This is a genomic window from Massilia sp. P2_C2 (assembly GCF_056404615.1).
Map to the genome: position 1 here is coordinate 14,554 of NZ_JBFUDR010000022.1, position 22,398 is coordinate 36,951.

The 22,398-nt window shown below is 61.8% G+C and carries 16 protein-coding genes; 9 read left to right on the forward strand and 7 right to left on the reverse strand.

What is annotated here, in order from left to right:
* Window position 1: 1 nt before the first annotated feature.
* Together AC1DYX_RS04540 and AC1DYX_RS04545 are read right to left on the reverse strand one after the other, a co-directional pair.
* A complete protein-coding gene (locus AC1DYX_RS04540) occupies window positions 2-1,204 on the reverse strand; it encodes a cytochrome-c peroxidase (RefSeq protein ID WP_477256712.1) in 1,203 nt (400 codons plus the stop codon).
* Window positions 1,205-1,414: 210 nt separating this feature from the next.
* Window positions 1,415-3,913 carry a glycoside hydrolase family 95 protein gene (locus AC1DYX_RS04545; protein ID WP_477256714.1) on the reverse strand — a complete coding sequence of 833 codons (2,499 nt, stop codon included), beginning with the start codon at window positions 3,911-3,913 and terminating at the stop codon, window positions 1,415-1,417.
* A gap of 318 nt (window positions 3,914-4,231) precedes the next feature.
* Between AC1DYX_RS04545 and AC1DYX_RS04550 the strand changes: the two genes are divergently transcribed.
* Window positions 4,232-6,751 carry a glycoside hydrolase family 31 protein gene (locus AC1DYX_RS04550; protein WP_477256716.1) on the forward strand — a complete coding sequence of 840 codons (2,520 nt, stop codon included), beginning with the start codon at window positions 4,232-4,234 and terminating at the stop codon, window positions 6,749-6,751.
* A 359-nt stretch (window positions 6,752-7,110) separates the two neighbouring features.
* On the opposite strand, the gene AC1DYX_RS04555 is transcribed toward AC1DYX_RS04550, so the two are convergent.
* Window positions 7,111-8,262, reverse strand: a complete 1,152-nt coding sequence (locus AC1DYX_RS04555; protein ID WP_477256718.1) for a glycoside hydrolase family protein — start codon at window positions 8,260-8,262, stop codon at window positions 7,111-7,113.
* A 483-nt stretch (window positions 8,263-8,745) separates the two neighbouring features.
* Window positions 8,746-10,575: a glutamine--fructose-6-phosphate transaminase (isomerizing) gene (glmS, locus tag AC1DYX_RS04560; protein ID WP_477256720.1), complete on the reverse strand. Its 1,830-nt coding sequence runs from the start codon at window positions 10,573-10,575 to the stop codon at window positions 8,746-8,748.
* 166 nt (window positions 10,576-10,741) lie between these two features.
* Between glmS and AC1DYX_RS04565 the strand changes: the two genes are divergently transcribed.
* Window positions 10,742-11,197, forward strand: coding sequence for an Lrp/AsnC family transcriptional regulator (locus AC1DYX_RS04565; protein WP_477256723.1), 456 nt, complete (start codon window positions 10,742-10,744; stop codon window positions 11,195-11,197).
* Between the two features lie 262 nt (window positions 11,198-11,459).
* Here AC1DYX_RS04565 and glmU read toward each other — a convergent pair whose 3' ends face one another.
* Complete coding sequence (gene glmU / locus AC1DYX_RS04570; RefSeq protein WP_477256725.1) at window positions 11,460-12,836, reverse strand: bifunctional UDP-N-acetylglucosamine diphosphorylase/glucosamine-1-phosphate N-acetyltransferase GlmU; 1,377 nt, start codon at window positions 12,834-12,836, stop codon at window positions 11,460-11,462.
* 27 nt (window positions 12,837-12,863) lie between these two features.
* Here glmU and AC1DYX_RS04575 point away from each other — a divergent pair, with 27 nt between their 5' ends.
* The 5 genes from AC1DYX_RS04575 (at window position 12,864) to AC1DYX_RS04595 (ending at window position 15,779) form a co-directional block, all read left to right on the forward strand.
* Complete coding sequence (locus tag AC1DYX_RS04575) at window positions 12,864-13,760, forward strand: DUF6279 family lipoprotein (protein WP_477256727.1); 897 nt, start codon at window positions 12,864-12,866, stop codon at window positions 13,758-13,760.
* A gap of 130 nt (window positions 13,761-13,890) precedes the next feature.
* A complete protein-coding gene (gene rsmD / locus AC1DYX_RS04580; protein ID WP_477256729.1) occupies window positions 13,891-14,532 on the forward strand; it encodes a 16S rRNA (guanine(966)-N(2))-methyltransferase RsmD in 642 nt (213 codons plus the stop codon).
* A 121-nt stretch (window positions 14,533-14,653) separates the two neighbouring features.
* A complete protein-coding gene (gene coaD, locus AC1DYX_RS04585) occupies window positions 14,654-15,154 on the forward strand; it encodes a pantetheine-phosphate adenylyltransferase (RefSeq protein ID WP_029757421.1) in 501 nt (166 codons plus the stop codon).
* Window positions 15,155-15,166: 12 nt separating this feature from the next.
* Window positions 15,167-15,430 (forward strand): YfhL family 4Fe-4S dicluster ferredoxin, encoded by a 264-nt coding sequence (locus AC1DYX_RS04590; RefSeq protein ID WP_029757420.1) that lies wholly within the window; start codon window positions 15,167-15,169, stop codon window positions 15,428-15,430.
* Between the two features lie 73 nt (window positions 15,431-15,503).
* A complete protein-coding gene (locus AC1DYX_RS04595; RefSeq protein ID WP_477256732.1) occupies window positions 15,504-15,779 on the forward strand; it encodes a chalcone isomerase family protein in 276 nt (91 codons plus the stop codon).
* Window positions 15,780-16,451: 672 nt separating this feature from the next.
* Here AC1DYX_RS04595 and AC1DYX_RS04600 read toward each other — a convergent pair.
* A complete protein-coding gene (locus AC1DYX_RS04600; protein ID WP_477256734.1) occupies window positions 16,452-16,718 on the reverse strand; it encodes a hypothetical protein in 267 nt (88 codons plus the stop codon).
* Window positions 16,719-16,884: 166 nt separating this feature from the next.
* On the opposite strand from AC1DYX_RS04600, the gene AC1DYX_RS04605 reads away from it, so the two are divergent.
* Complete coding sequence (locus AC1DYX_RS04605) at window positions 16,885-17,865, forward strand: LysR family transcriptional regulator (protein WP_477256736.1); 981 nt, start codon at window positions 16,885-16,887, stop codon at window positions 17,863-17,865.
* A 52-nt stretch (window positions 17,866-17,917) separates the two neighbouring features.
* Here AC1DYX_RS04605 and AC1DYX_RS04610 read toward each other — a convergent pair whose 3' ends face one another.
* Window positions 17,918-18,373 (reverse strand): Lrp/AsnC ligand binding domain-containing protein, encoded by a 456-nt coding sequence (locus tag AC1DYX_RS04610; RefSeq protein ID WP_056330333.1) that lies wholly within the window; start codon window positions 18,371-18,373, stop codon window positions 17,918-17,920.
* A 193-nt stretch (window positions 18,374-18,566) separates the two neighbouring features.
* On the opposite strand from AC1DYX_RS04610, the gene putA reads away from it, so the two are divergent.
* On the forward strand, window positions 18,567-22,202 hold the full coding sequence (gene putA / locus AC1DYX_RS04615) for a trifunctional transcriptional regulator/proline dehydrogenase/L-glutamate gamma-semialdehyde dehydrogenase (RefSeq protein WP_477256739.1): 3,636 nt from the start codon (window positions 18,567-18,569) through the stop codon (window positions 22,200-22,202).
* Window positions 22,203-22,398 lie beyond the last annotated feature (196 nt).

The following is a 22,398-nucleotide window of genomic DNA, read 5'->3' on the forward strand; positions in this document are numbered from 1 at the left end:
GTCAGGGTCGGTAACCGTCGGTGAGCGTGCCCAGGAACTGGACCAGGTCGGCGATTTCCGTTTCGTTCAATGCCGGCGCCATGCCCGGCTGGCGGTTATAGGGCGCCTCCGCCGTGTTCACGTTCTGGCGCATGGCCGGCGGCAAGTCGTTGAACTTGTCCACGGTGCCGTCGGCATTCAGCGGATACCAGCGTTCCGGGTTCGTGTCGCGCGTGACGTAGAAGCGGACGACGTCGGTCAGGCTGGCAAACGCGCCGTTGTGGAAAAAGGCCTTGCGCGTCGCGACGTTGCGCAACGTCGGCACCTTGAACGCGCCGCACAGGTCCGCGCGTGCCGCGAGGTCCGTGCGGTCGGGGCCGCATAGTCCCAGGTCGAAATACGTGGGATCCTGCGTGGCCGGGATGCGCGCATTGCGCGGCACGCCCAGGTTGTCGTAGCTGAAATCGGTGAACAGGGGCGCGCTGCCGTCCGCACCGCGCGCACTTGGGTGACAAGCCGCGCAATTCCCCTTGGCCGGATCGTTGAACAGCGCCAGGCCGCGCAGCTCCGCATCCGACAGTTTGGCCTTACCTGCCAGGAACAAGTCGTATTTCGAATCGAACGGGTGGAAACGCGGATCCTCGTTCTCGAACTGCTGCAAAGCGAACTGGGCGCGGCTGAGGGCCTGGTCGGCGTTGTCGAAGATGTTGTCTCCGAACGTCGCGCGGAATTGCGCCGCATATGGTGCGTTCTTCAGGCGGGCAACGACGTCCGCCTTGTCGAGGTTGGCCATCTCGTGCGGTGCCAGGAAGGGACGTTCGGCCTGTTCCGCAAGCGTGCGCGCGCGGCCGTCGCGGTCGAAACCGCCGACGGGCGTACCGTCCGCCTCGAAGTGGAACGCCGGCGTTTGCTGCATGTAGCGCAGCGACGGCGACGCGCGGAAACCCGGCACGTCCCCGTTCGCCCCGCCAAGCTGCACGGCCAGGTCATTGGTGGGGCCGTGCGCGTGATCGGGGCTGTGGCACGTGGCGCATGACTGGCGGCCGGAAGCCGACAGGGAAACGTCGTTGTAGATCTGTTCGCCCAGGGCTGCGCTGGGGGTGAACGATGTCACGGCCGCGGCCGTCGACGGGGCGCTGTCACTTCCCCCTCCACAAGCCGTGAGGGCGCCCGACAGGACGATGGCCAGGAACAGGGAGGAACGACGGGACGACGAGGCGGGCATACGCAAACGTTAATGCAAATCTTAATGAGAATTATTCTAATTTGAACGTAAATATCAGGCAACGAATAGATGGTGCAGCGCGGCAGTTGTGTATCCAATTGGCAACCATGAGGCAGCGGAAGCGCATCGTCGGACCCGCAGGTCGTTTTTAAGGCTGTACGACCGTCCGCTGCCGAGCCATATCGTGTCCAGGAAATGGACAGCCAGCGTTCAGGCGCTCTTGCGTGCGGGACGCACTTGATAGCGCTTGCCCTTTACCGTGTCGAAACTGAGGACATAGCCTATCGTGCTACGCTGGCTGCGCGATCTCACGCCGTCCACCTCAATCGGCACGGCAGTGCGGATGACGCACGAGCCGCCATTGCGCGACAGGATGCGCGCCGCTTTCAGCGTTCCTTTTTTCCATTCGATGTCGACCACGAAATTGCCCCTCGCGACCATGCCGCGCACCACGCCGTCGTGCCACGCGTCCGGCAGCGCCGGCAGCAGGTGCAGTTCGTTGTTCTGGCTTTGCAACAGCATTTCGATGACGCCGGCTGTTCCCGCGAAGTTGCCGTCGATCTGGAACGGCGGATGGGCGTCGAACAGGTTCGCGTAAGCACCTCCGTGCTTGTCTCCGGGGTTGGTCAGGCGTAGCTGATTACGGAACAGGGTATGGGCATGGTTGCCGTCCAACAAGCGAGCCCACATGTTCACTTTCCAGGCCAGGGCCCAGCCGGTGCCGTCGTCGCCGCGCAGTTCCAGGGTGCGGCGCGCGGCCGCCGCCAGTTCCGGCGTCTTCAGAGGCGAGATCTCATGCGCCGGGTGCAGAGCGTAGAGGTGGGAGACGTGACGGTGGTGAGGCTCGACTTCATCGAAGTCCTTGTACCATTCCTGGAGTTGGCCCTTGGCGCCGATCTGGAATGGGAACAATTTGTTTGAGGCGACTTTTATCTGATCGCGGAACTCGCCATCGATCTCGAGTACCTGACCGGCTTTCTCGACGTTCTCGAACAGATCGCGGGCGATCGCCATGTCCATGGTGGAGGCGACGCTGACCACGTCGGTCTTGCCGTCGCCGTACCGGAAAGCATTCTCGGGTGAGGTCGATGGCGAGGTGACCAGCCTGCCTTCGGCATCGGGGACCAGCCAGGCCAGCATGAAGCGCGCGGCATCCTTCATGATCGGATAGACCTCACGCAGATACGCGCGGTCCCCCGTGAACTGGTAATGATCCCACAGGTGACGCGCAAGCCATGCGCTGGCCATGGACCAGTTTGCCCAGCGCGGATTGCCCTTGCCGAAATCGCCCACCGGGCTGCTGTGCGCCCAGATGTCTGAATTGTGATGTACGACCCAGCCGGGGGCGTGGTAGTAGGACCTGGCTGTCTCCTCGCCCGTGACGGCCAGGTTGCGGATGAGGTCGTTCAAGGGTGAAAACAATTCGCTCAGGTTGGCGCTTTCCACCGGCCAGTAGTTCATCTGGACATTGATGTTGGTGGTGTAGTTGCTGCTCCAGGGGGCACGCATGAGGTTGTTCCAAATGCCCTGGAGGTTGGCGGGCGCGTCGGGAGTGCGCGACGATGAAATCAGCAGATAGCGGCCGAACTGCGCGTATAACGCTTCCAGCCCCGAGTCGGCCTGTCCCGCCGTGAACTCGGCCAGGCGGCGATCCGTGGGGATACCGCTGCGGTCGGGCTCGGAGGGATTGATGGCGAATGACATGCGGTCGAAGAGCTTGTGGAAGTCGGCCAGATGGTCGGCACGCAGTTGCTCATGGCTGCGCAGGGCCGCGCGCTGCAAATGCGCTTGCGCCAGCGCGTGCTGGTCCTTGCCCGCGCTGTCCGGACACTTGTCAAAGCCGTTGAAGCTCGTCGCGGCCGATAGCAGCAGGACCACCTCCGTGGCGCCGCGGATCGCAAGCTTGCCGCCGGCGGCGTCGACGGTACCTTCCTTGACGAGCGGCTTGACCATCAACTCGAAGCGCATGCCCTTGCATCCGCTGGGGTCGTCCCATACGATGGGCTCTTTGTTGTAGCGCACATATTCCGGGTCGACCTGTGCCGGCGCCTTGCCTTTCAAGATCAGGACGCCGTTGGCGTCGGTGCTTTCGCCGCGCAACTCGCTCCTGCTTGTCACGTCGAGGTTCAGCGCGCGCGGCTTGTCGGTGGATAGGCGCACGACGATCACCTGGTCCGGCGCGGACGCGAACACTTCACGGCGATACCTCACGCCGTTCACCGCAAAGGAGGTGGAGGCAATGCCGTCGCGAATGTTCAGGTCGCGGCGGTAATTGGTCGGATTTCCTTGTAAATCCTGCCGAATGAATAAATCGCCCAGCGGCAGGTAGCTCTGCGAGTACGGTCCCTGGATCTTCCTGACCAACCTGGCGGCTTCTTCGTAGTTCTCGTCGGCGAGCGCCCTCCGGGTGTCGATGAGAGCGTTGTAGGCAGTCGGATTCAGGTCCGTGCCGACCGGGCCGCCACTCCACAGCGTGGCCTCGTTCAACTGCAGCAGTTCCTCGCCTGGACGGCCGAATACCATGGCGCCCAGGCGCCCGTTTCCGATCGGGAGCGCTTCCGTCCAGACCGCCGCCGGTTTGTCGTAGTGAAGGGTCAGGGCTTCGTGGACATCGTTTTTGGCGTTGGCACCTGTCGTCATGCAGGTGATGGCCAGGGTCACGGCCGCATGGGCCCCGACCGAGAAGAGGCGGTGAAGAGGTAAGATCATTGTGTCATCCTTGATGAGGCCTGCCGGTCGCTTGGTTATCGATATCAATCTGGAGCCGTACGCGCCGCTCCGGACTGGGAAAGTCGTGAACCGTTGGTACAAAATTCGCCAAATATTGTATTTTATAGATAAAATTACATACGGAGATAGAGTTCAGGTAAGCTGCCGAGACTAGGATGGTGATCGATAACATGGCTCTACGTAGTGTGGAGTACGTCGTCCACGCAAGCGACGAGCAGACTCGCTTTGCGATACCGTCCATGGTACTTAATAATTAATAAACAACCGAGACAAATGTATAGCCGCAGAAAACTACTTATGCAGTTCGTCGGGGCGGTGCCAGCACTGACGGTGACCAGGTACGCGAGCGCCGCCGAGAAACTGCTGCACGGTGGGTCAGGGACTGTGCCGGTGCAGAACGTACGCAAAACCGGGACGGGCCTGGAGTGCACGACCGCCAATGCCCGTTTGAGAATAAGCTTCGTCACCGATCACATCGTCCGTGTAACGGCGACTCCGAATCAGCAATGGTCCGATCGCGCAAGCCTGATGCGCGCCGCCCCTGGCGGTCGCCCGTCCGTCATCGAGATCGGCGGTGATGACGAGGTATGCACATTGCGCTCCTCCAGGATGCTGGTAAAACTGGACCTCGGCAGTGGTGCGCTCTCGTTCTGCAAAGCGGATGGCACATTGCTCCTGCGAGAGAACACTGCGTCACCGCGCACATTCGAACGGGTCGAAGTCTTCAAGTCCATGCCCGACCCCGCCACGGTCACCAGAATTAAAACCGTCGACGGTGAGCGGCAGGTCGCGGGCGCCTATGTGCAGACGAAAGACAGGGACGCCTGGAAGGCCGCAGCGCGTTTCGGTTTACACGGCGACGAGGCGTTATATGGCCTGGGCTTCGATGAAACCGACGACCTGAATTTGCGCGGGAAACGAAAGAGGCTGTACCAACATAATCTGCGTATCGTCGTGCCGTTCATGACCTCGACGCGCGGCTATGGCCTGCTGTTCGATTCGTACAGTGCGTTCACGTTCGCCGACGGCGCGGACGGCATGTCGCTTACCAGCGATGTCGTAGACGATCTTGATTACTACGTGATCGTCGGAGAAAAAGCCGACGACGCCATTGCGGGCTACCGCGAACTGACGGGGCCCGCCAGATTGCTGCCCAAGTGGGCCTTCGGCTACGTGCAATCGAAGGAGCGTTACGTTACCCAGCAGGATCTGGTCGAGACAGCCGAGCAGTTCCGTCGCCGCAAGATTCCGCTTGATACCATCGTCCAGGATTGGAACTACTGGGCGCCCAAGCATTGGGGCAGCTTCGTTCCGGAGGCAACAAGGTATCCCGACATCGCAGCCATGACGAAGGCCGCGCATGACCTGAACACCCACGTAATGATTTCCATCTGGCCGAACCCGAGTCCGCTTGATCCGCCGGGCAGGGCCCTGAAAGACAATGGCTACACGCTGGCCGGCACCGATTTCGTCGATTTCTTCCAGCGCAAGGCCGGCGACCTCTATTTCGACCACGCATGGCAGTATCTCGGCCGACATGGCATCGATGCCTGGTGGTGCGACTCGACCGAACCCGACGTGGCCGATTGGGTTCAGGACGCCGGGCGTCCTGATAATGCGGACGAACTCAACATCCGTAGCCTGTCCAAGATTATCGATCCCCAATATCTCAACGCCTATGCTTTGGTGGACTCGCAGAGTCTTTACCGGAACTGGCGCAAGGCTTCACCGGCCAAGCGCCTGGTGAACCTTACGCGCTCGGCGTACGCTGGCAGCCAGGCGGCAGGCGCCGTGGTGTGGACTGGCGACATTTCGGCCAGATGGTCGGTCCTTGCCCAGCAGGTCGTAGCGCTCCAGAGCTACAGCGCATCGGGCAACCCGTACATCACGTGCGATATTGGCGCATTCTTCGTCCGGCGTGGCAAGCAATGGTTCTGGAATGGCGATTACGATGCCGGTGTCGAGGATCCGGGCTATCGAGAGCTTTACACGCGCTGGCTGCAGTTCGGTGTATTCTTGCCGATGTTCCGCAGTCACGGTACGGATACGCCACGTGAACCGTGGCACTTCGGCGAGCCCGGGACCCCCTTCTACGATGCGATCATCGAGTCCATTCAGTTACGGTATCGCCTCCTGCCATTCATTTATTCGTTGGCCGGACTGGTCTATCTGAAGGGAGCCTCGTTCATCCGGCCAGTTGCGTTCGGATTCCCGGACGACCCTCGGACGTACGATCTGAAGACGCAGATGCTGTTTGGCGACGGCGTCATGGTCAGCCCCGTGCTCGAACCCATGTATTACGCCGCCAAGTCAGTTCCGCTGCAGGGACCGCATACCCGCGAAGTCTATCTGCCGAAAGGAACCTGGTTCGATTTCTGGACCGGGATATCGCAGGCGGGAGGAAGGACGATCGTGGTCGATGCGCCGCTAGCGCGCATCCCGGTTCATGTCCGCGCCGGCAGCATCATTCCAATTGGCCCAGTCCTGGAATATGTGTCGCAAGTTGCCGGTGCCCCGATCGAGCTGCGGGTCTATCCCGGCGCGAGTGGGGAATTCACGTTTTACGAAGACGCTGGCGACGGATGGGGATACGAGCGTGGCGAATACGCGTTGACGCACATGCGCTGGGATGAGGCAGGCAGGAAACTGACCATTTTTGAGCGCCAGGGTAACTTTCCAGGAATGAAAGAAAAGCGCCAATTCCGCCTCGTGGTCGTCGGGCCTGGCGGCGGTCACGGTGCCGCGTCCTCGCGCGCGAAGCACCGCATGGTTACGTATGACGGCCATGCAATGACGGTTGCTCTTGCAAGGGACTAACCCGGCCGATGCCTTGACCTGGACATCGAAAGCGGCGCCGTATTCGCATCCGGCGCCGCGGTACGGCTCAAGAGTCGTAGCTGAATAGATCAAATTACGTTTGTCAAATCCGCGTCCGTAAAATCAACAGCTTAGGCATGTTGCCGGTCCGTTAATGTTTGTCAAATCTCGCTCTGCAGTAGTTGGGTGCCCTGTTGACGTGCTCCCATATTTGTCAAATGACGGCACGCAACCGCTCAAAACAGCAGTCGGCGACCATCAGTGGCCAGTACATCGCGGAGTGGCTTTGTTGCACAAATCCATCACTGCAGTGGCCAAGCCGGGCTGGGAGTAGACTGCATTTGCTGGTCGAAACCGGTTCAGCGCACGGATGCGAGGTCCCTGTCCATAGCCGCCCCGTCGAAGGGAACGACAATCACCTTGCTGCCGTGGTGGCTGCCGGGGGTCTCTTCCTCCTTGGGGACATCGATCACCGCAAAGGTCAGCGCGACGACATGGCCGTTTTCCAGGACGACGCCGGGTCGCTCGAGCTTGTTCCAGTGATTGACCACGCCGTTCGCATAGCGGATGAAGTCGGCGCCTGGTTCATAGGCCAGCCCCTGGAATTTCCAGCCGCTTATGCCATCGCGCGAAATCAGGTGGTAGGCGCGACGCTGCTCCCAGTTATTGACCAGGACGTGATACCAGCCGCCGCTGAACCAGATCACGGGATCTTCGAGGCTCTGCAGATGGAACTGCGGCAGCCCCGGCAGGCCACGATAAATGCTGTCGCCCGTGACCTTGTAGGGACCAAGCAGGCTTTTTTCGCTGACGAGAATCTGGCCCGACCTCTGGATCATCAGGAAGCCGCCGCCGGGTCTTTCGACGATATTGACGTTGGAACCATGCCATGGCTTCGGAGCCGGCCCCGTCAGATCGCCGCCGCCCGGCCCGGCGTCGCTCAGCGAGTGATATTGGCTCTGATCGACCGCGATTTCACCGGAAAGACGCCATGGGCCATCAATGGAGTCGGATACGAACACCGCGGTGTTGCGCGTTTCGCTGATGATGACGGCGTAGGTGCCGTCGTGCAGTCGTAGCGCAATGACATTGTGCCCGCRCCCGTTTTCATTGTCGGGCCAGAGCAGGCCGCGGTCGAGATAGGGCCCGGTCAGTTTCGTACTGGCGGCCTCGATGGCCTTGGAGTTCCACCATTCTCCATGACCCTTCGCCTGCTCCCAGCGGCTGCCGAACAGGCGGTAACTCCCGTCCGGCGCCTTGAGGATCACACCGTCCCAATAGTTCCATTGGGCGAGCGTCCGGTCTTCCAGGCCATTGTCCGGGTCGCGAGGCCCGACCGTGGCGGCGCCCCAGGCGGAGGCCGACAAGGTACCCGGTACGGGCATGGGCCGGAAATAGCTGATGAAGGGCTTGGGTCCCACCTGCGCGACCGCCCCGACGCTGATCAGAAGGGCGGCGCACAAGACAAGGCCGGTTGGGATAAATGCGCGTTTTACCATGACTTTCTCCATTCAATTCTTCGGGCGTCCCCGGCCGTTAAGGTGGCCGACCTTGCAAGGACAACGCCTCGTGGCGTCGAGAAGCCTTAGCCTGCATCATGGTCGTCCTGATCGATAAACTCAGCGGCACGCTATCAGACAAATGTGCCGGTAACAATTCAGATTTTTCGTTGAAGTGATATAAAAAACCGGTATCGCTGCACTGGACGTCCATGAGCCGGGATATCACGTCACCGTTCCGGCCGTGCCGTGCGCGACCGACATCTGCGCCAGCAACGCGATCCCGTTCTTCTCACAAAGACGAAAAGGGAAGGATGCGCAAGCTGTTCCATGGCTTGGCGCGACCTATCATTCAAAGCCACTGGGAAAGCAGCGGACGATCAAAATCCACGCGTCCGCTAACGGCCTGATGCCCGCGGCGCTGATCCGTGACCGACATAAAAAAAAACCCATGTGGCCAAGTCCGGACACATGGGCTTCATCATCGTTGCGTCGTTACTCAACCGTCACCGACTTCGCCAGATTCCTCGGCTTATCCACATCCGTCCCACGCGCCAGCGCCGTGTGATACGCCAGCAACTGCAACGCCACCACGTGCAGAATCGGCGACAGCAGCCCATAGTGCTCCGGCAAACGGATCACGTGTACACCTTCGCTCGACGTGATTTGCGTATCGACGTCGGCGAACACATACAGTTGACCGCCACGGGCGCGCACTTCCTGCATATTCGACTTCAGCTTTTCCAGCAGGGCGTCGTTCGGAGCGATCGTCACCACCGGCATCTCTTCCGTCACCAGCGCCAGCGGGCCGTGCTTCAGTTCGCCGGCCGGGTAGGCTTCGGCGTGGATGTACGAGATTTCCTTGAGCTTCAGCGCGCCTTCCAGCGCGATCGGRTAGTGGAGGCCGCGGCCCAGGAACAGGGCGTTTTCCTTGCGTGCGAATTCCTCGGCCCAGGCGATCACCAGCGGCTCCAGCGCCAGCACGGACGACACCGCAACCGGCAGGTGGCGCATCTGCTTCAGGTAGTTCGTTTCCTGCTCGTCGCTCAGGCGGCCGTTGACTTGCGCCAGGGTCAGCGTGAGCAGGAACAGGGCGACCAGCTGCGTGGTGAAGGCCTTGGTCGAGGCCACGCCCACTTCGACGCCGGCGCGGGTGATGTAGGCCAGCTTGCACTCGCGCACCATGGCGCTCGTGGAAACGTTGCAGATCGTCAGCGTATTCGTCATGCCCAGGCTGCGCGCGTGCTTCAGCGCGGCCAGCGTGTCGGCCGTCTCGCCCGATTGCGAGATCGTCACGACGAGGGTGTTCGGGTGCGGGACGCTGTCGCGGTAGCGGTATTCGCTGGCGATCTCGACGTTCACCGGCAGCTTGGCGACGGATTCGATCCAGTACTTGGCCGTCAGGCCCGCGTAATAGCTGGTGCCGCAGGCCAGGATCAGCACGCGGTCGATTTCCCTGAACACGCGGAACGCCTGGTCGCCGAACAGTTCCGGCATGATGCCCGTCACGCCTTCCAGCGTGTCGCCGACGACGCGCGGCTGTTCGAAGATTTCCTTCTGCATGTAGTGGCGGTACGGGCCCAGCTCGGCGGCACCCGTGTGGGCGTGCACGGTCTTGACTTCGCGCTCGGCCGAACGGCCCTCGGCGTCGACGATCCAGTAGCGGGCCAGTTGCAGGTCGACCACGTCGCCTTCTTCCAGGTAGATGATCTGGTCGGTGGTGCCGGCCAGCGCCATCGCGTCGGAGGCGACGAAGTTTTCGCCTTTGCCCAGGCCGACGATCAGCGGCGAGCCCTGGCGCGCGGCCACCACGCGGTGCGGTTCTTCGCGGCAGAACACGGCGATCGCGTACGCGCCATGCAGGCGCTTGACGGCCTGTTGCACGGTGTCGAACAGGTCGCCGTTGTACATGCGGTCGACCAGGTGAGCAATGACCTCGGTGTCGGTCTGGCTCTGGAACACATAGCCCAGCGCGGTCAGTTCGGCGCGCAGTTCGTCGTGGTTTTCGATGATGCCGTTGTGGACGAGGGCGATGCGCGCATCGTCGCTGCTCGGCGAGAAGTGCGGGTGGGCATTCTTGGTGGCCGGGGCGCCGTGCGTAGCCCAGCGGGTGTGGGCGATACCCGTGAAACCTTGCAGGTGGGTTTCCTGGATCTGGGATTCCAGGTCGGCCACGCGCGAGGTGCTGCGCGAACGGGCCAGGTGGCCGTCCACGTGCAGGGCCACGCCGCAGGAATCATAGCCGCGGTATTCGAGGCGCTTCAGGCCTTCGATGAGAACTGGGGTGATGTTGCGCTGGGCGACCGCTCCGACAATGCCACACATGGGGAAAAACCTCCAAAATCGATTGATGCGCCACTCTAGAGCAGAGTTCATGAAATAAGCTTTCTAAGTGCAGCCTATTTTGATAGATTATTTCACACTGCCTATACTATGAAATATTCTTTCAATCTACTCGGAAAATTTTAGTTATATGTCGCCAGAGACTCCGATGCTTGACGATCTGGATCGTCGCATCCTGAACATCCTGCAAGTTGATGGATCGCATACGAATGCGGAATTGGCGGAATTGGTACACGTCTCTCCGCCGACTTGCCTGCGTCGTGTCAAACAGCTCAGGGAAAATGGTGTTATCGAGAGGCAAGTTGCCATCGTCGCACCCGACAAGGTCGGCTCGCGCCTGTCGGCCATCGTCGAGATCACGCTCGATGTGCAGGCGGCCGACCGCATGGCGGAATTCGAAGGCGTCGTCGCGGACGAGGCGGCGGTGTTGCAGTGCTATCGCGTGTCGCCCGGGCCGGATTTCGTGCTCGTCGTGCAAGTGGCCGACATGCCCGCCTACCATGCGTTGGCGCACCGCCTGTTCACCACGCACAGCAATGTGCGCAACGTCAAAGCGTATTTCTCGACGTTCCGCAGCAAGTTCGAGACGAGAATCGCACTCTGACCCGGCGCACATCGGAAATATTCAACCTGTGGATAACTTTGTGCGCATATGCGGGATGTGTCGACGCGTCCCTGTCGGCATCTCCTGCGAAATGCGCATGTTAGCGGGTTTCTGAAACGATCAGGCCCACCAGAACGACGCGGCGGGCCTGTGGATGACTCTGTGGAAGATGRTGTGGACGGCCAGTTGACATCCCTGTGCACAGACAGTGGATCAGGCTGTGAATTTGCCGTGGACTGCCTGTGCGTAGCCGGTGGACAGCTTACTTCTTGACCTTGACCGGACGCTTCCAGTTCTCGATCGTCAGCTGCTTCGGACGGGAAATCGTCAGCTTGCCGGCCGGCGCATCCTTGGTCAGCGTCGTGCCGGCGCCGAGCGTCGCGCCCTTGCCGACCGTGACCGGGGCCACCAGTTGGCTGTCGCTGCCGATGAAGACATCGTCTTCGATGGTCGTGCGGAATTTATTGGCGCCATCGTAGTTGCAGGTGATCGTGCCGGCGCCGATGTTGACGCGCGAGCCGACGTCGGCATCGCCCACGTAGGCCAGGTGATTCGCCTTGCTGTGCGCGGCGACCTTGCTGTTCTTGATCTCGACAAAGTTGCCGACGTGGACGTCTTCGCCCAGTTCCGTCCCCGGGCGCAGACGCGCGTACGGGCCGATGATCGATTTCGCACCCACCACGGCGTCTTCCAGGTGGCAGAATGGCTTGATCTGCGCGCCCGCCGCGACGGTCGTATCCACGAGCACGCTGTTGGCGCCGATGGTCACGCCGTCGCCGAGTTCCACGCGGCCTTCGAAGACGCAGCCGACGTCGATGATGACGTCGCGTCCGCAGACGAGTTCGCCGCGCACGTCGATGCGGGCCGGATCCAGCAGGGTCACGCCCTTTTCGAGCAGGGCGGTGGCGATGTTCAGCTGGTGGCGGCGCTCGAGTTCGGCCAGTTGCACCTTGCTGTTCACGCCGGCGACTTCCCATTCGGCCGACGGCTGCGCGGACACGACCGGCACCCCGGCCGCCACGGCCTGCGCGACGATGTCCGTCAGGTAGTACTCGCCCTGCGCATTATTGTTCTTCAGCGCGCCGAGCCAGCCGGTCAGGAAGCGGGTCGGGATCACCATGATGCCGCTGTTGATTTCCTTGATGGCACGCTCGGCCTCGCTGGCATCCTTTTCCTCGACGATGCGCACGATGTTGCCGTTTTCGCGCACGATGCGGCCCAGTCCGAACGGGTTCGCCTGCTCGACGGTAAGGATCGCCAGCTTGTCGTCACCCGCGGCCTCGACCAGGCGGCGCAGCGAGGCGATCGTCGTCAGCGGCACGTCGCCGTACAATACGAGGGTCGGCGCATCCTCGTCGATCTGCGGCAGCGCCTGCATCACGGCATGACCAGTGCCCAGCTGCGGTTCCTGCAGCGCGGTGTCGATCGCCACACTACCCTCGGCCGACCACGCCTGCACCGCACTCGGCACCACTGCGCCGCCGTGCCCGTAAATCACGCATAATTTGTTCGGGTTCAGGCTACGTGCCGTATTGATAACATGTTGCAACAGCGGCTTGCCAGCCAATGGATGCAGGACTTTCGGCAGGGCGGATTGCATGCGCTTTCCCATGCCGGCGGCGAGGATGACTACGTTCATAAGCCGTTCTCAAATCAGTTAAAAAAGATGAAAAAGTTTAACACGTACCCCACCGTGCTCCAGCAGGCGCGCCTGCTGATTCTGATCGCTTGCATCGCGCTGCTGAGCGCCTGCAGCGCCATCCGCTTCACCTACAACCACGGCGACACCCTGCTGTACTGGTGGTTGAATGCTTATCTCGATCTCGACAGCGACCAGTCCGACTGGGTCAAGAAAGACATCGACGAGCTGCTCCAGTGGCATCGCACGACGCAGTTGCGCGACTACGCCGGCCTGCTGTCCAAGATGCAGCGCCAGCTCGGCGACGGCAGCGTCACCCAGGACGAGCTGCTGTCCGACTACCGCGACGTCAAGACGCGCACGGAATTGCTGGCATTTAAAGCGTTGCCGGAACTGGCCGACCTGGCGATGTCGATCAAGCCGGACCAGATCGCGCAAATGGAAAAGAAATTCGCGAAGAATAATGAAGACTTCCGCAAGAAATTCATGAGCGGCAGTGTCGAGGACCAGCATAAAGCCCGTTTTAAAAAGGCGATGGAGCAGCTCGAACTGTGGTTCGGCAACTTCAACCGCGACCAGGAAGCGGCACTTCGTAAAGCCTCCGACGCGCGTCCGCTCGACAACGAGATCTGGCTGCAGGAACGCATGATGCGCCAGAAAAAAATCGTCGCGCTGCTGCAGCGGATCCATCGGGACAAGCTGAACAAGGAACAGACGATGTCGGCGATCCACGACCTGCTGCGCGAATTCTTCGACCGCATGGATGCACCGGACCGCAAGGCCTTCTTCGATGCGTATGTGGACAACACGTCGAAATTCATCCTGACGGCGATCCGCCTCACGACGCCGGACCAGAAAGCCCATGCGCAGAAACGCATGCAGGGGTGGATCAACGATTTCAATGCCCTCGCGTCCGGCAAATAAGGCGATGTAGCTGCCGTAGGGTGGGCATTTGGGGCCTGCGGCCCCAAATGAAACGTGCCCACCATAACGTTCGCGAACCGCATGCGTTTGGTGGGCACAGGGGTACCCACCCTACGTGATATATTTGGGAATGCAAAAAAAGAAGTCCGCCCCCACCTACGCCCGCCGTCCCGGCCCGCCCCAACAGGTCCGCATCATCGGCGGCACCTGGAAACGCACTCCACTCCCCGTCCTCGACGCCTTCGGCCTGCGCCCGACGCCCGACCGCGTCCGTGAAACCGTCTTCAACTGGATTAACCACCAGATGACCGGCGACTGGGACCGCGCCGACTGCCTCGACCTGTTCGCCGGCAGCGGCGCCCTCGGCTTCGAGGCCGCCAGCCGCGGCGCACGTTCCGTCACGATGGTCGACACCGTCGGTCCCGTCGTGCGCCAGCTCGAACTGATCAAGGACAAGCTCAAGGCGGATAACGTGCGCGTGCTGCGCGCCGACGCCCTCGCCATGGCACGCGACTGCATCCAGCGCGGCCAGCGCTTCGACGTCATCTTCCTCGACCCGCCTTATCAGCAGGACTTCCTCATCCAGGCCCTGCCGCTGTGCGCGCAACTGCTGAACGAAGGCGGCCTCGTGTATGCCGAATCGGGCGATCGCCTGCCGTTCGCGGAGGCGGACGCCGCAGCCGACGACGTCCCCGAATGGCTGCAGTCCTGGCAGCTCGTGCGTGCCGACAAGGCCGGCATGGTGCATTACCACCTGCTAAAGTTGCATTAATACACCGCTTTTCGGGACAAAAGTGCTTAAATAATAAGCAAATGAGGTCCCGACCCGGGGCGGCTGCCGAAATTTCAGGCATAATGCGCGTCTATTCAGGTGCATTCTCCAGGGAGCCGTAATGGTTGTAGCCGTTTATCCAGGAACATTTGATCCGCTCACCCGCGGCCACGAGGATTTGGTGCGCCGCGCATCGGGTCTGTTCGATACCCTGGTGGTCGGGGTCGCCGACAGCAAGAACAAGCGTCCGTTCTTCTCGCTCGCCGAGCGCCTGGAAATCGCCAACGAAGTGCTGGGCCATTATCCGAACGTGAAGGTCGAAAGCTTTTCCGGCCTGCTCAAGGATTTTGTGCGCGAGCACGACGCACGCGTGATCGTGCGCGGCCTGCGTGCCGTGTCCGATTTCGAATACGAGTTCCAGATGGCGGGCATGAACCGCTATCTGCTGCCCGACGTCGAAACCCTGTTCCTGACCCCGTCCGACCAGTACCAGTTCATCTCCGGCACCATCGTGCGCGAGATCGCGATGCTGGGCGGCGACGTGTCCAAATTCGTGTTCCCCTCGGTCGACCGCTGGCTGCAAAAGAAAATCGCTTCGCTGGCGGCCGCGCCGAAAGCGTAAGGTTGGGTTGTCATGGCATTACTGATTACCGACGACTGCATCAATTGCGATGTGTGCGAGCCCGAGTGCCCGAACGACGCGATCTCGATGGGCGAAGAGTTCTACCAGATCGATCCGCACAAGTGCACGGAATGCGTCGGCCACTTCGACGAACCGCAGTGCCAGCAGGTCTGCCCCGTCGCCTGCATTCCGTTCAATCCCGAATGGCGCGAAACGCGCGAACAGCTTCAGGCGAAATACGAACGCCTGACTGCCGAGAAGGCCAAAGCGGCCTGATCCTCCGAGCCGGCCCTGCGCCGGCTTTTCTTTTGGCGTGTTCACTCACAGGACATGAGAATCGGCCCCCCGTTTGTGCTCTTGCAGCATTGAGACTGAGAAGCAGCGCATCGTGTCCCAGATCAGCAAGATCGGAGAGATCTTCGCCTCCGTCGACGGCCTCAAGAAGGGCGACGTGCTGCACCTGGACTGGATCCCGGGCACCGGCACGCAGGCCGAGCTGAACGGCCAGAAGCTGGGCGGCCCCATCCCCGACATCAGTTTCTACAACGCGATCCTGCGCATCTGGCTGGGCGAGAAGCCGGTCGACCGCTCGCTCAAGCCGGCGCTGCTGGGCGAAGCGAGATAATTCGCCATTTCCTCCCCTGAAACGCGGCTCCGGGCAACCGGCGGCCGCGTTTTTTCTTTGGTGCCGTCCGTTCCGGTGCCGTCTTCGTCTTTCCCCGATTTTTTGACTGCGTGCCTGCCGATTTTCTGGATGAGGGGGGAGGCCAACGCACGCGCCGACGGCTCTGGCGCCTCATCCTTTCGACAGAATCGATGATTACTATAACTCATCAATACTATACTACCAATCATGAACTCCGTATATCATCTGCTCATATTCATGAAAAACTCATCCATAATACGCCATCTTGTTCATTTCATGCCCGCCGACCACGCACGATCAATATACGCGCGGTCATTATGGAATTTCATCGATATTCATGCAATACAGCCACATCATCACACAACACACCGTCAACTCATCAATTCATACATCATCGATTTTTTGCTGACTCCATCTATTAACGACTGATTGTTAAATCGAAATGGCAAAAAATCGCCAGAAAACCCGATCGACCCGGAGTTACCGGCGACGGGTGAGACTGGCTTACGTTTCAGGGTGAAAACGACGAGCAACGGCACCGTCATCGGCGACGGAGCGGGCGAAGGAGGAAACGAGGGACGAAAAAAAGCGGCACCCGGTTACCCGGACGCCGCTTTCGGCGAGGAAGCTGTGTAGACTAAACTGCAGGCATCAATGTGAAACGACGACGCCGACGTCGGCCGTAGCGGCCTGGACAGCCGTGGCGGTTTGCGCGCGCTTCTTGCGGCGTGCAGCCAGCTCATCCTTCGTCGGACGGGGGCGGACGACCAGCACCAGCGCACGGGCGATGCCAACCAGCAGGGGACGGAAGAACATCAGGATGCCGCCCAGCAGGGTCAGCTGGACCATGGCGAGCAGGAAGTGGGTGAAGGGCAGGGCCAGCACCGGGGTTTGGAACAGGGTTGCGGAGAAAGACATGGTAAAACGCGGAGGAGCTAGCTGATCTATTCGTTCCATGTCACTATAGTGCAACGCAACATATAAATCTAATTACGCTTACTGATAGCTCTTATATTGATTGTGAATGGAAATCGGGTACACTTGTGACACCGATTAATCATTTGCTAGGCCTGAACGGAGTCCTATGAGCTTCCTTACGCTTGATTTGAACCTGCTCCGCGTCTTCGACGCCGTCATGACCGAGCAAAACCTCACGCGCGCTGCCGGCCATCTCGCGATGACCCAGCCGGCCGTCTCGAACGCCATCAAACGCCTGCGCGAAAGCCTGGGTGACGAGTTATTGATCCGCACGGCCTACGGCGTCAAGCCGACGCCGCGCGCGGAAGCCCTGTGGCCGGCAGTGCGCCAGGCCCTGGCCGCGCTGGAAGCGGCCGTGATGCCGGAAACCTTCGATGTTTCGAAGGCCCAGGCCACCTTCCGCATGGCGATGGCCGACGCCACCGCGGCCCTGTGGCTGCCCTCGCTCGTGCGCTCGATCGAAAAAGAGGCACCGGGCGTGAATATCCGCATGGTGCCGCTGACGACGCGCGAGCCGCGCCCCATGCTGCTGCGCGGCGACATCGACCTTGCCGTCGGCTTCTTTCCCGGTGTCGCGGCCCAGCTGTCGTATGAAACGGGTTCGCCGATCCGCCACGAGCGCCTGTACTCCGGCGAATACGTGATCGTGATGCGCAAGAATCACCCGCTGGCCCAGGGCAATCTCGACCTGGACGATTACTGCAAGGCGAATCACCTGCTCGTGAGCTTTTCCGGCCGCGCGCACGGCCTCGTCGACGAGGCGCTGGCCCAGCTCGGCCGCGAACGACGCATCCTGCTGACGGTGAACCAGTTCTTCACGGCAGGCCGCGTGGTCGCCAACTCGGACCTCGTGACGGTCTTGCCGAAGCACCTGATCGCCTCGACGGGCGCGGCCGACCAGTTGATCTGGCGCGAGTTGCCGTTCCATCTGCCGGCCGTGCACCTGGACATGCTGTGGCACGAACGCGACGGCCGGAGCCCGGCACACCGCTGGCTGCGCAAGAACCTGGAAGGCCTGTCGGCGACGGCGCAAAAGATGCTGCCGCAGAAGTCGGAAGCGTCGGAAAAGATGGAAAAGATCGCCTGAGCATAGTGCGATCATGGCCGCCGCCCGCCCGAGCATGGCGGCGGCGCAGCGGTCATTTGATGGGGAGCTTGGTCGTGTTCTTGACTTCTTCCATCACGGCATAAGTGTGCGTCTCGCGCACGCCTTTCTGCAGTAAAGTCTTGCCGAGGAATTCGCGGTAAGCTGCCATATCCTTGACGCGCGCCTTGACGAGGTAATCGAAGCCGCCGGCGACCATATGGCACTCGAGCACTTCGGGAATCAGCTGGACGCTCTGCTTGAAGGCGTCGAAGACTTCCGGTGTCGTGCGGTCCAGCACCACTTCGATGAATACGAGTAGCGATACGTCCAGCAATTGTGGATTCAACTGGGCCGTATAGCCCATGATGTAGCCCGACTCGTGCAGCTTGCGCACGCGCTCGAGGCAGGCGGCCGGCGACAGGTTGACGCGCGCAGCCAGTTCGACGTTGCTGATCCGCCCGTCGTTTTGCAATTCCGCAAGGATCTTCTTGCTGATTTTGTCCAACATGTTCCGCTCTCTCCAGAATAAATATTATTTGGTGAAATTCTCTCACCAAAAACTATCTATTGCTAGTGTTCTGTAAAAACAGAATTAATCCAGAAGATTTCCTTCTAAAATCGAATCATTGATCCAAGCACAAAACGCCTGCGGCGCGGCGCGTTTTGCTGGCGGTCGCCCTTCACTTTCGATAGACACCCCCATGAACATTGCCGCCTTCCCGGCTACCACCTACGTCCCCTTCGACGCGCTGCAGGCCGAAACCCGCCGCGACCAGGCGCCGCTGCGCGCCGCGATCACCGCCGCCTACCGCCGTGACGAGACCAGCGCCGTCGAATGGCTGCTGGCCCAGGGGGCCTGCGCCAACGCCGACGCCTATCTGCTGGCGCACCGCCTCGTCTCGTCCGTGCGCGAAAAACGCACGCGCTCGTCGGGCGTCGATGCGCTGATGCACGAATTCTCGTTGTCGTCCGAAGAAGGCGTCGCACTGATGTGCCTGGCCGAAGCGCTGCTGCGTATTCCCGACAAGGAAACGGCCGACCGCCTGATCGCGGACAAGATCAGCAAGGGCGACTGGAAAAAACACCTGGGCGAATCGCCGTCGCTGTTCGTGAACGCCGCCACCTGGGGGCTGCTCGTCACGGGCAAGCTGGTGTCGTCCAGCAGCGAGACCGGCCTCGGCGCCGCGCTCACCCGCATGATCGCGAAGGGCGGYGAACCGCTGATCCGCAAGGGCGTCGACCTGGCCATGCGCATGCTGGGCAACCAGTTCGTCACGGGCCAGACCATCAACGAGGCGCTGAAGAACAGCCGCGACAACGAAGCCCGCGGCTACCGTTATTCCTACGACATGCTGGGCGAGGCCGCGCTGACGGAATCCGACGCGGATAATTACTATGCCTCGTACGAAGCGGCCATCCACGCGATCGGCAAGGCCTCGAATGGCCGCGGCATCAAGGATGGTCCGGGCATCTCGATCAAGCTGTCCGCCTTGCACCCGCGCTACGGCCGCGCGCAGTACGCCCGCGTGATGGGAGAACTGCTGCCGCGCGTGCGCAACCTCGTGCTGCTCGCCAGGGAATACAACATCGGCATCAATATCGACGCCGAGGAAGCGGACCGCCTGGAAATCTCGCTCGACATGCTGGAAGCGCTGGCCGCCGACCCCGCGCTGGCCGGCTTCGACGGCATCGGCCTCGTCGTGCAGGCATACCAGAAACGCTGCCCGTTCGTGATCGACTTCGTCGTGGATCTCGCCCGCCGCAGCGGCCGCAAATTCATGGTGCGGTTGGTAAAAGGCGCGTACTGGGATGCGGAAATCAAGCGCGCCCAGGTCGACGGCCTGCCGGGCTATCCGGTCTACACGCGCAAGGTGTACACGGACGTGTCGTACCTCACGTGCGCGCGCAAGCTGCTGGCCGCGACGGACGTCATCTACGCCCAGTTCGCGACGCACAATGCGCACTCGCTGTCCACGATCTATACGTGGGCCAGGGCCGACGGCGTCACCAACTACGAATTCCAGTGCCTTCACGGCATGGGCGAGACACTGTACGACCAGGTCGTCGGCAACGACAACCTGAACAAGGCGTGCCGCATCTATGCGCCGGTCGGTTCGCACGAGACGCTGCTCGCCTACCTCGTGCGCCGCCTGCTGGAAAACGGCGCCAACTCGTCGTTCGTGAACCAGATCGTCGATGAAAATGTCCCCATCGACACGCTACTGGCCGACCCGTTCGAGGCCGCGCGTGCCGCGCACTGCCGGCCGCATCCGCGCATTCCGTTGCCGTTGGCCCTGTTCCCGGACGGCCGCAGGAATTCGGCCGGCTTCGACCTGACGAACGAACACATGCTGGCCGAACTGGCCGCCGACCTCGGCACGCCGCGCCATTACGTGGCGGCGCCGCTGATCGAGGGTCCCGTGGCGGCGGCCGGCACCCTGGACGTCGTCAATCCGGCGCAGTCGGCGGACATCGTCGGCCAGGCACTTGACGCGACGACAGCCGACGTCGACACCGCACTGCAGGCGGCGATCATCGCCGCGCCGGGCTGGGAGGGACTCGGTAATGCCGCCCGCGCCGACATCATCGCCAAGGTCGGCGATCTGTTCGAACAACGTCGCGGCGAACTGATGGCCCTGGCCGTGCGCGAAGCGGGCAAATCGCTGCCGAACGCGATCGCCGAGGTGCGTGAGGCCGTCGATTTCCTGCGCTATTACGCGGCCGAAATCCGCAATGCACCGCAAGCCCGCGCGCTGGGTGCGGTCGCATGCATCAGCCCATGGAACTTCCCGCTGGCCATTTTTACGGGCCAGGTTGCGGCTGCGCTGGCTGCCGGCAACGTCGTGCTGGCGAAACCGGCGGAGCAGACGCCGCTGATCGCCCACCGCGCGGTGCAATTGTTCCACGAAGCCGGTGTGCCGAAAGGCGCGCTGCAACTGCTGCCGGGCCGCGGCGAGACCGTCGGTGCCGCGCTCACCGCCGATACGCGCGTAAAAGCCGTGATTTTTACGGGCTCGACGGAAGTCGCTCAATTGATCAACCGCACGTTGGCCGCACGGGCGGTGAAGGAAGGTTGCGACATCCCGCTGATCGCCGAGACGGGCGGCCAGAATGCGTTGATCGTCGATTCGTCCGCGCTGCCGGAACAGGTCGTGCAGGACGTGCTCACGTCCGCGTTCGACAGCGCCGGCCAGCGCTGCTCCGCGCTGCGCGTGCTGTTCCTGCAGGAAGATATCGCGAACAAGACGATCAGGATGCTCAAAGGGGCGATGCAGGAGTTGCGCGTGGGCGTACCGGATCGACTTTCCACGGACATCGGCCCCGTCATCGACCGGGAAGCCCAGCAGAACCTGCTCGGCCACATCGAGCGCATGCGCGCGACGGCGAAGCAGTATTTCTCGCTGGACCTGCCGGATGCGCTGCAGGCGCAGGGCACGTTCGTGCCGCCGACCGTGCTCGAGATCGGTTCGATGCGCGAACTCGAACGTGAAGTGTTCGGTCCCGTGCTGCACGTCGTGCGCTGGCGCCGTGCCGAGCTGGACAAGGTCGTCGACACGATCAACGCCACCGGCTATGGCCTGACCCTGGGCGTGCATTCGCGCATCGACGAAACCATCGCTTTCATCACGACGCGCGCCCACGTCGGCAACATCTACGTGAACCGCAACATCGTCGGCGCCGTCGTCGGCGTGCAGCCGTTCGGCGGAGAAGGTAAATCCGGCACCGGTCCCAAGGCCGGCGGCCCGCTGTACCTGAAGCGCCTGCAACAGGATGCGCCGCCGCTGGTAAAACGTGCTCAACGCAGCAATCCCGCACTGGATGCGCTGCTCGCCTGGGCCCGCGGCAACGGCCACGGCGACGTGGCGACGCTGGCGGAGGGTTATATGGAAACGACGCTGGACGGCGTCCGCATCGAGTTACCGGGCCCGACCGGCGAAAGCAACCAGCTCGACTTCGTGCCGCGCGGCACCGTCCTGTGCGCGCCGGACGGTGTCGCCAGCCTGCTGAATCAGCTGGCGGCCGCGTTCGCGACGGGCAACCGCGCCCTCGTGCTGATGGAAGCAATCCCCGCCTTGCCGGMCGCCGTGCAGGAACGCGTGCGTTTCATCTCCGCACGGGAACTGGACGGCAGCGATGTCGCCATGGCGCTCGTCGAACAGGGCCTGGAAGGGGATCTGCGGGCGCGGCTGGCGGCCCGTGCGGGCGCCATCGTCGGCATCGTTGACACCCGCGCAGGCACGCCGGTCGCCCTGTGGCGCCTGGTGGCGGAACGGGCCCTGTGCATCAATACGACCGCGGCTGGGGGTAACACAAGCCTGATGACGCTCGGCCTGTAAGCGAGCTCCAGATGGCTGCGACGCCGCGGTGTAGGTTCGACCTGCCCGCGGCGTTTTGTTTTGGGCACGCCGCAAAACCTGCTGCGCGTTGCAGTGTCGTTCTGCGATGCTCACTGTACTTTCGTACAGCTGCGCTTCTCGAACAACACTGCTGCCGCTCGCGACGGTTTTTCGAGGTGCCTTGGAGAGGTTTAGC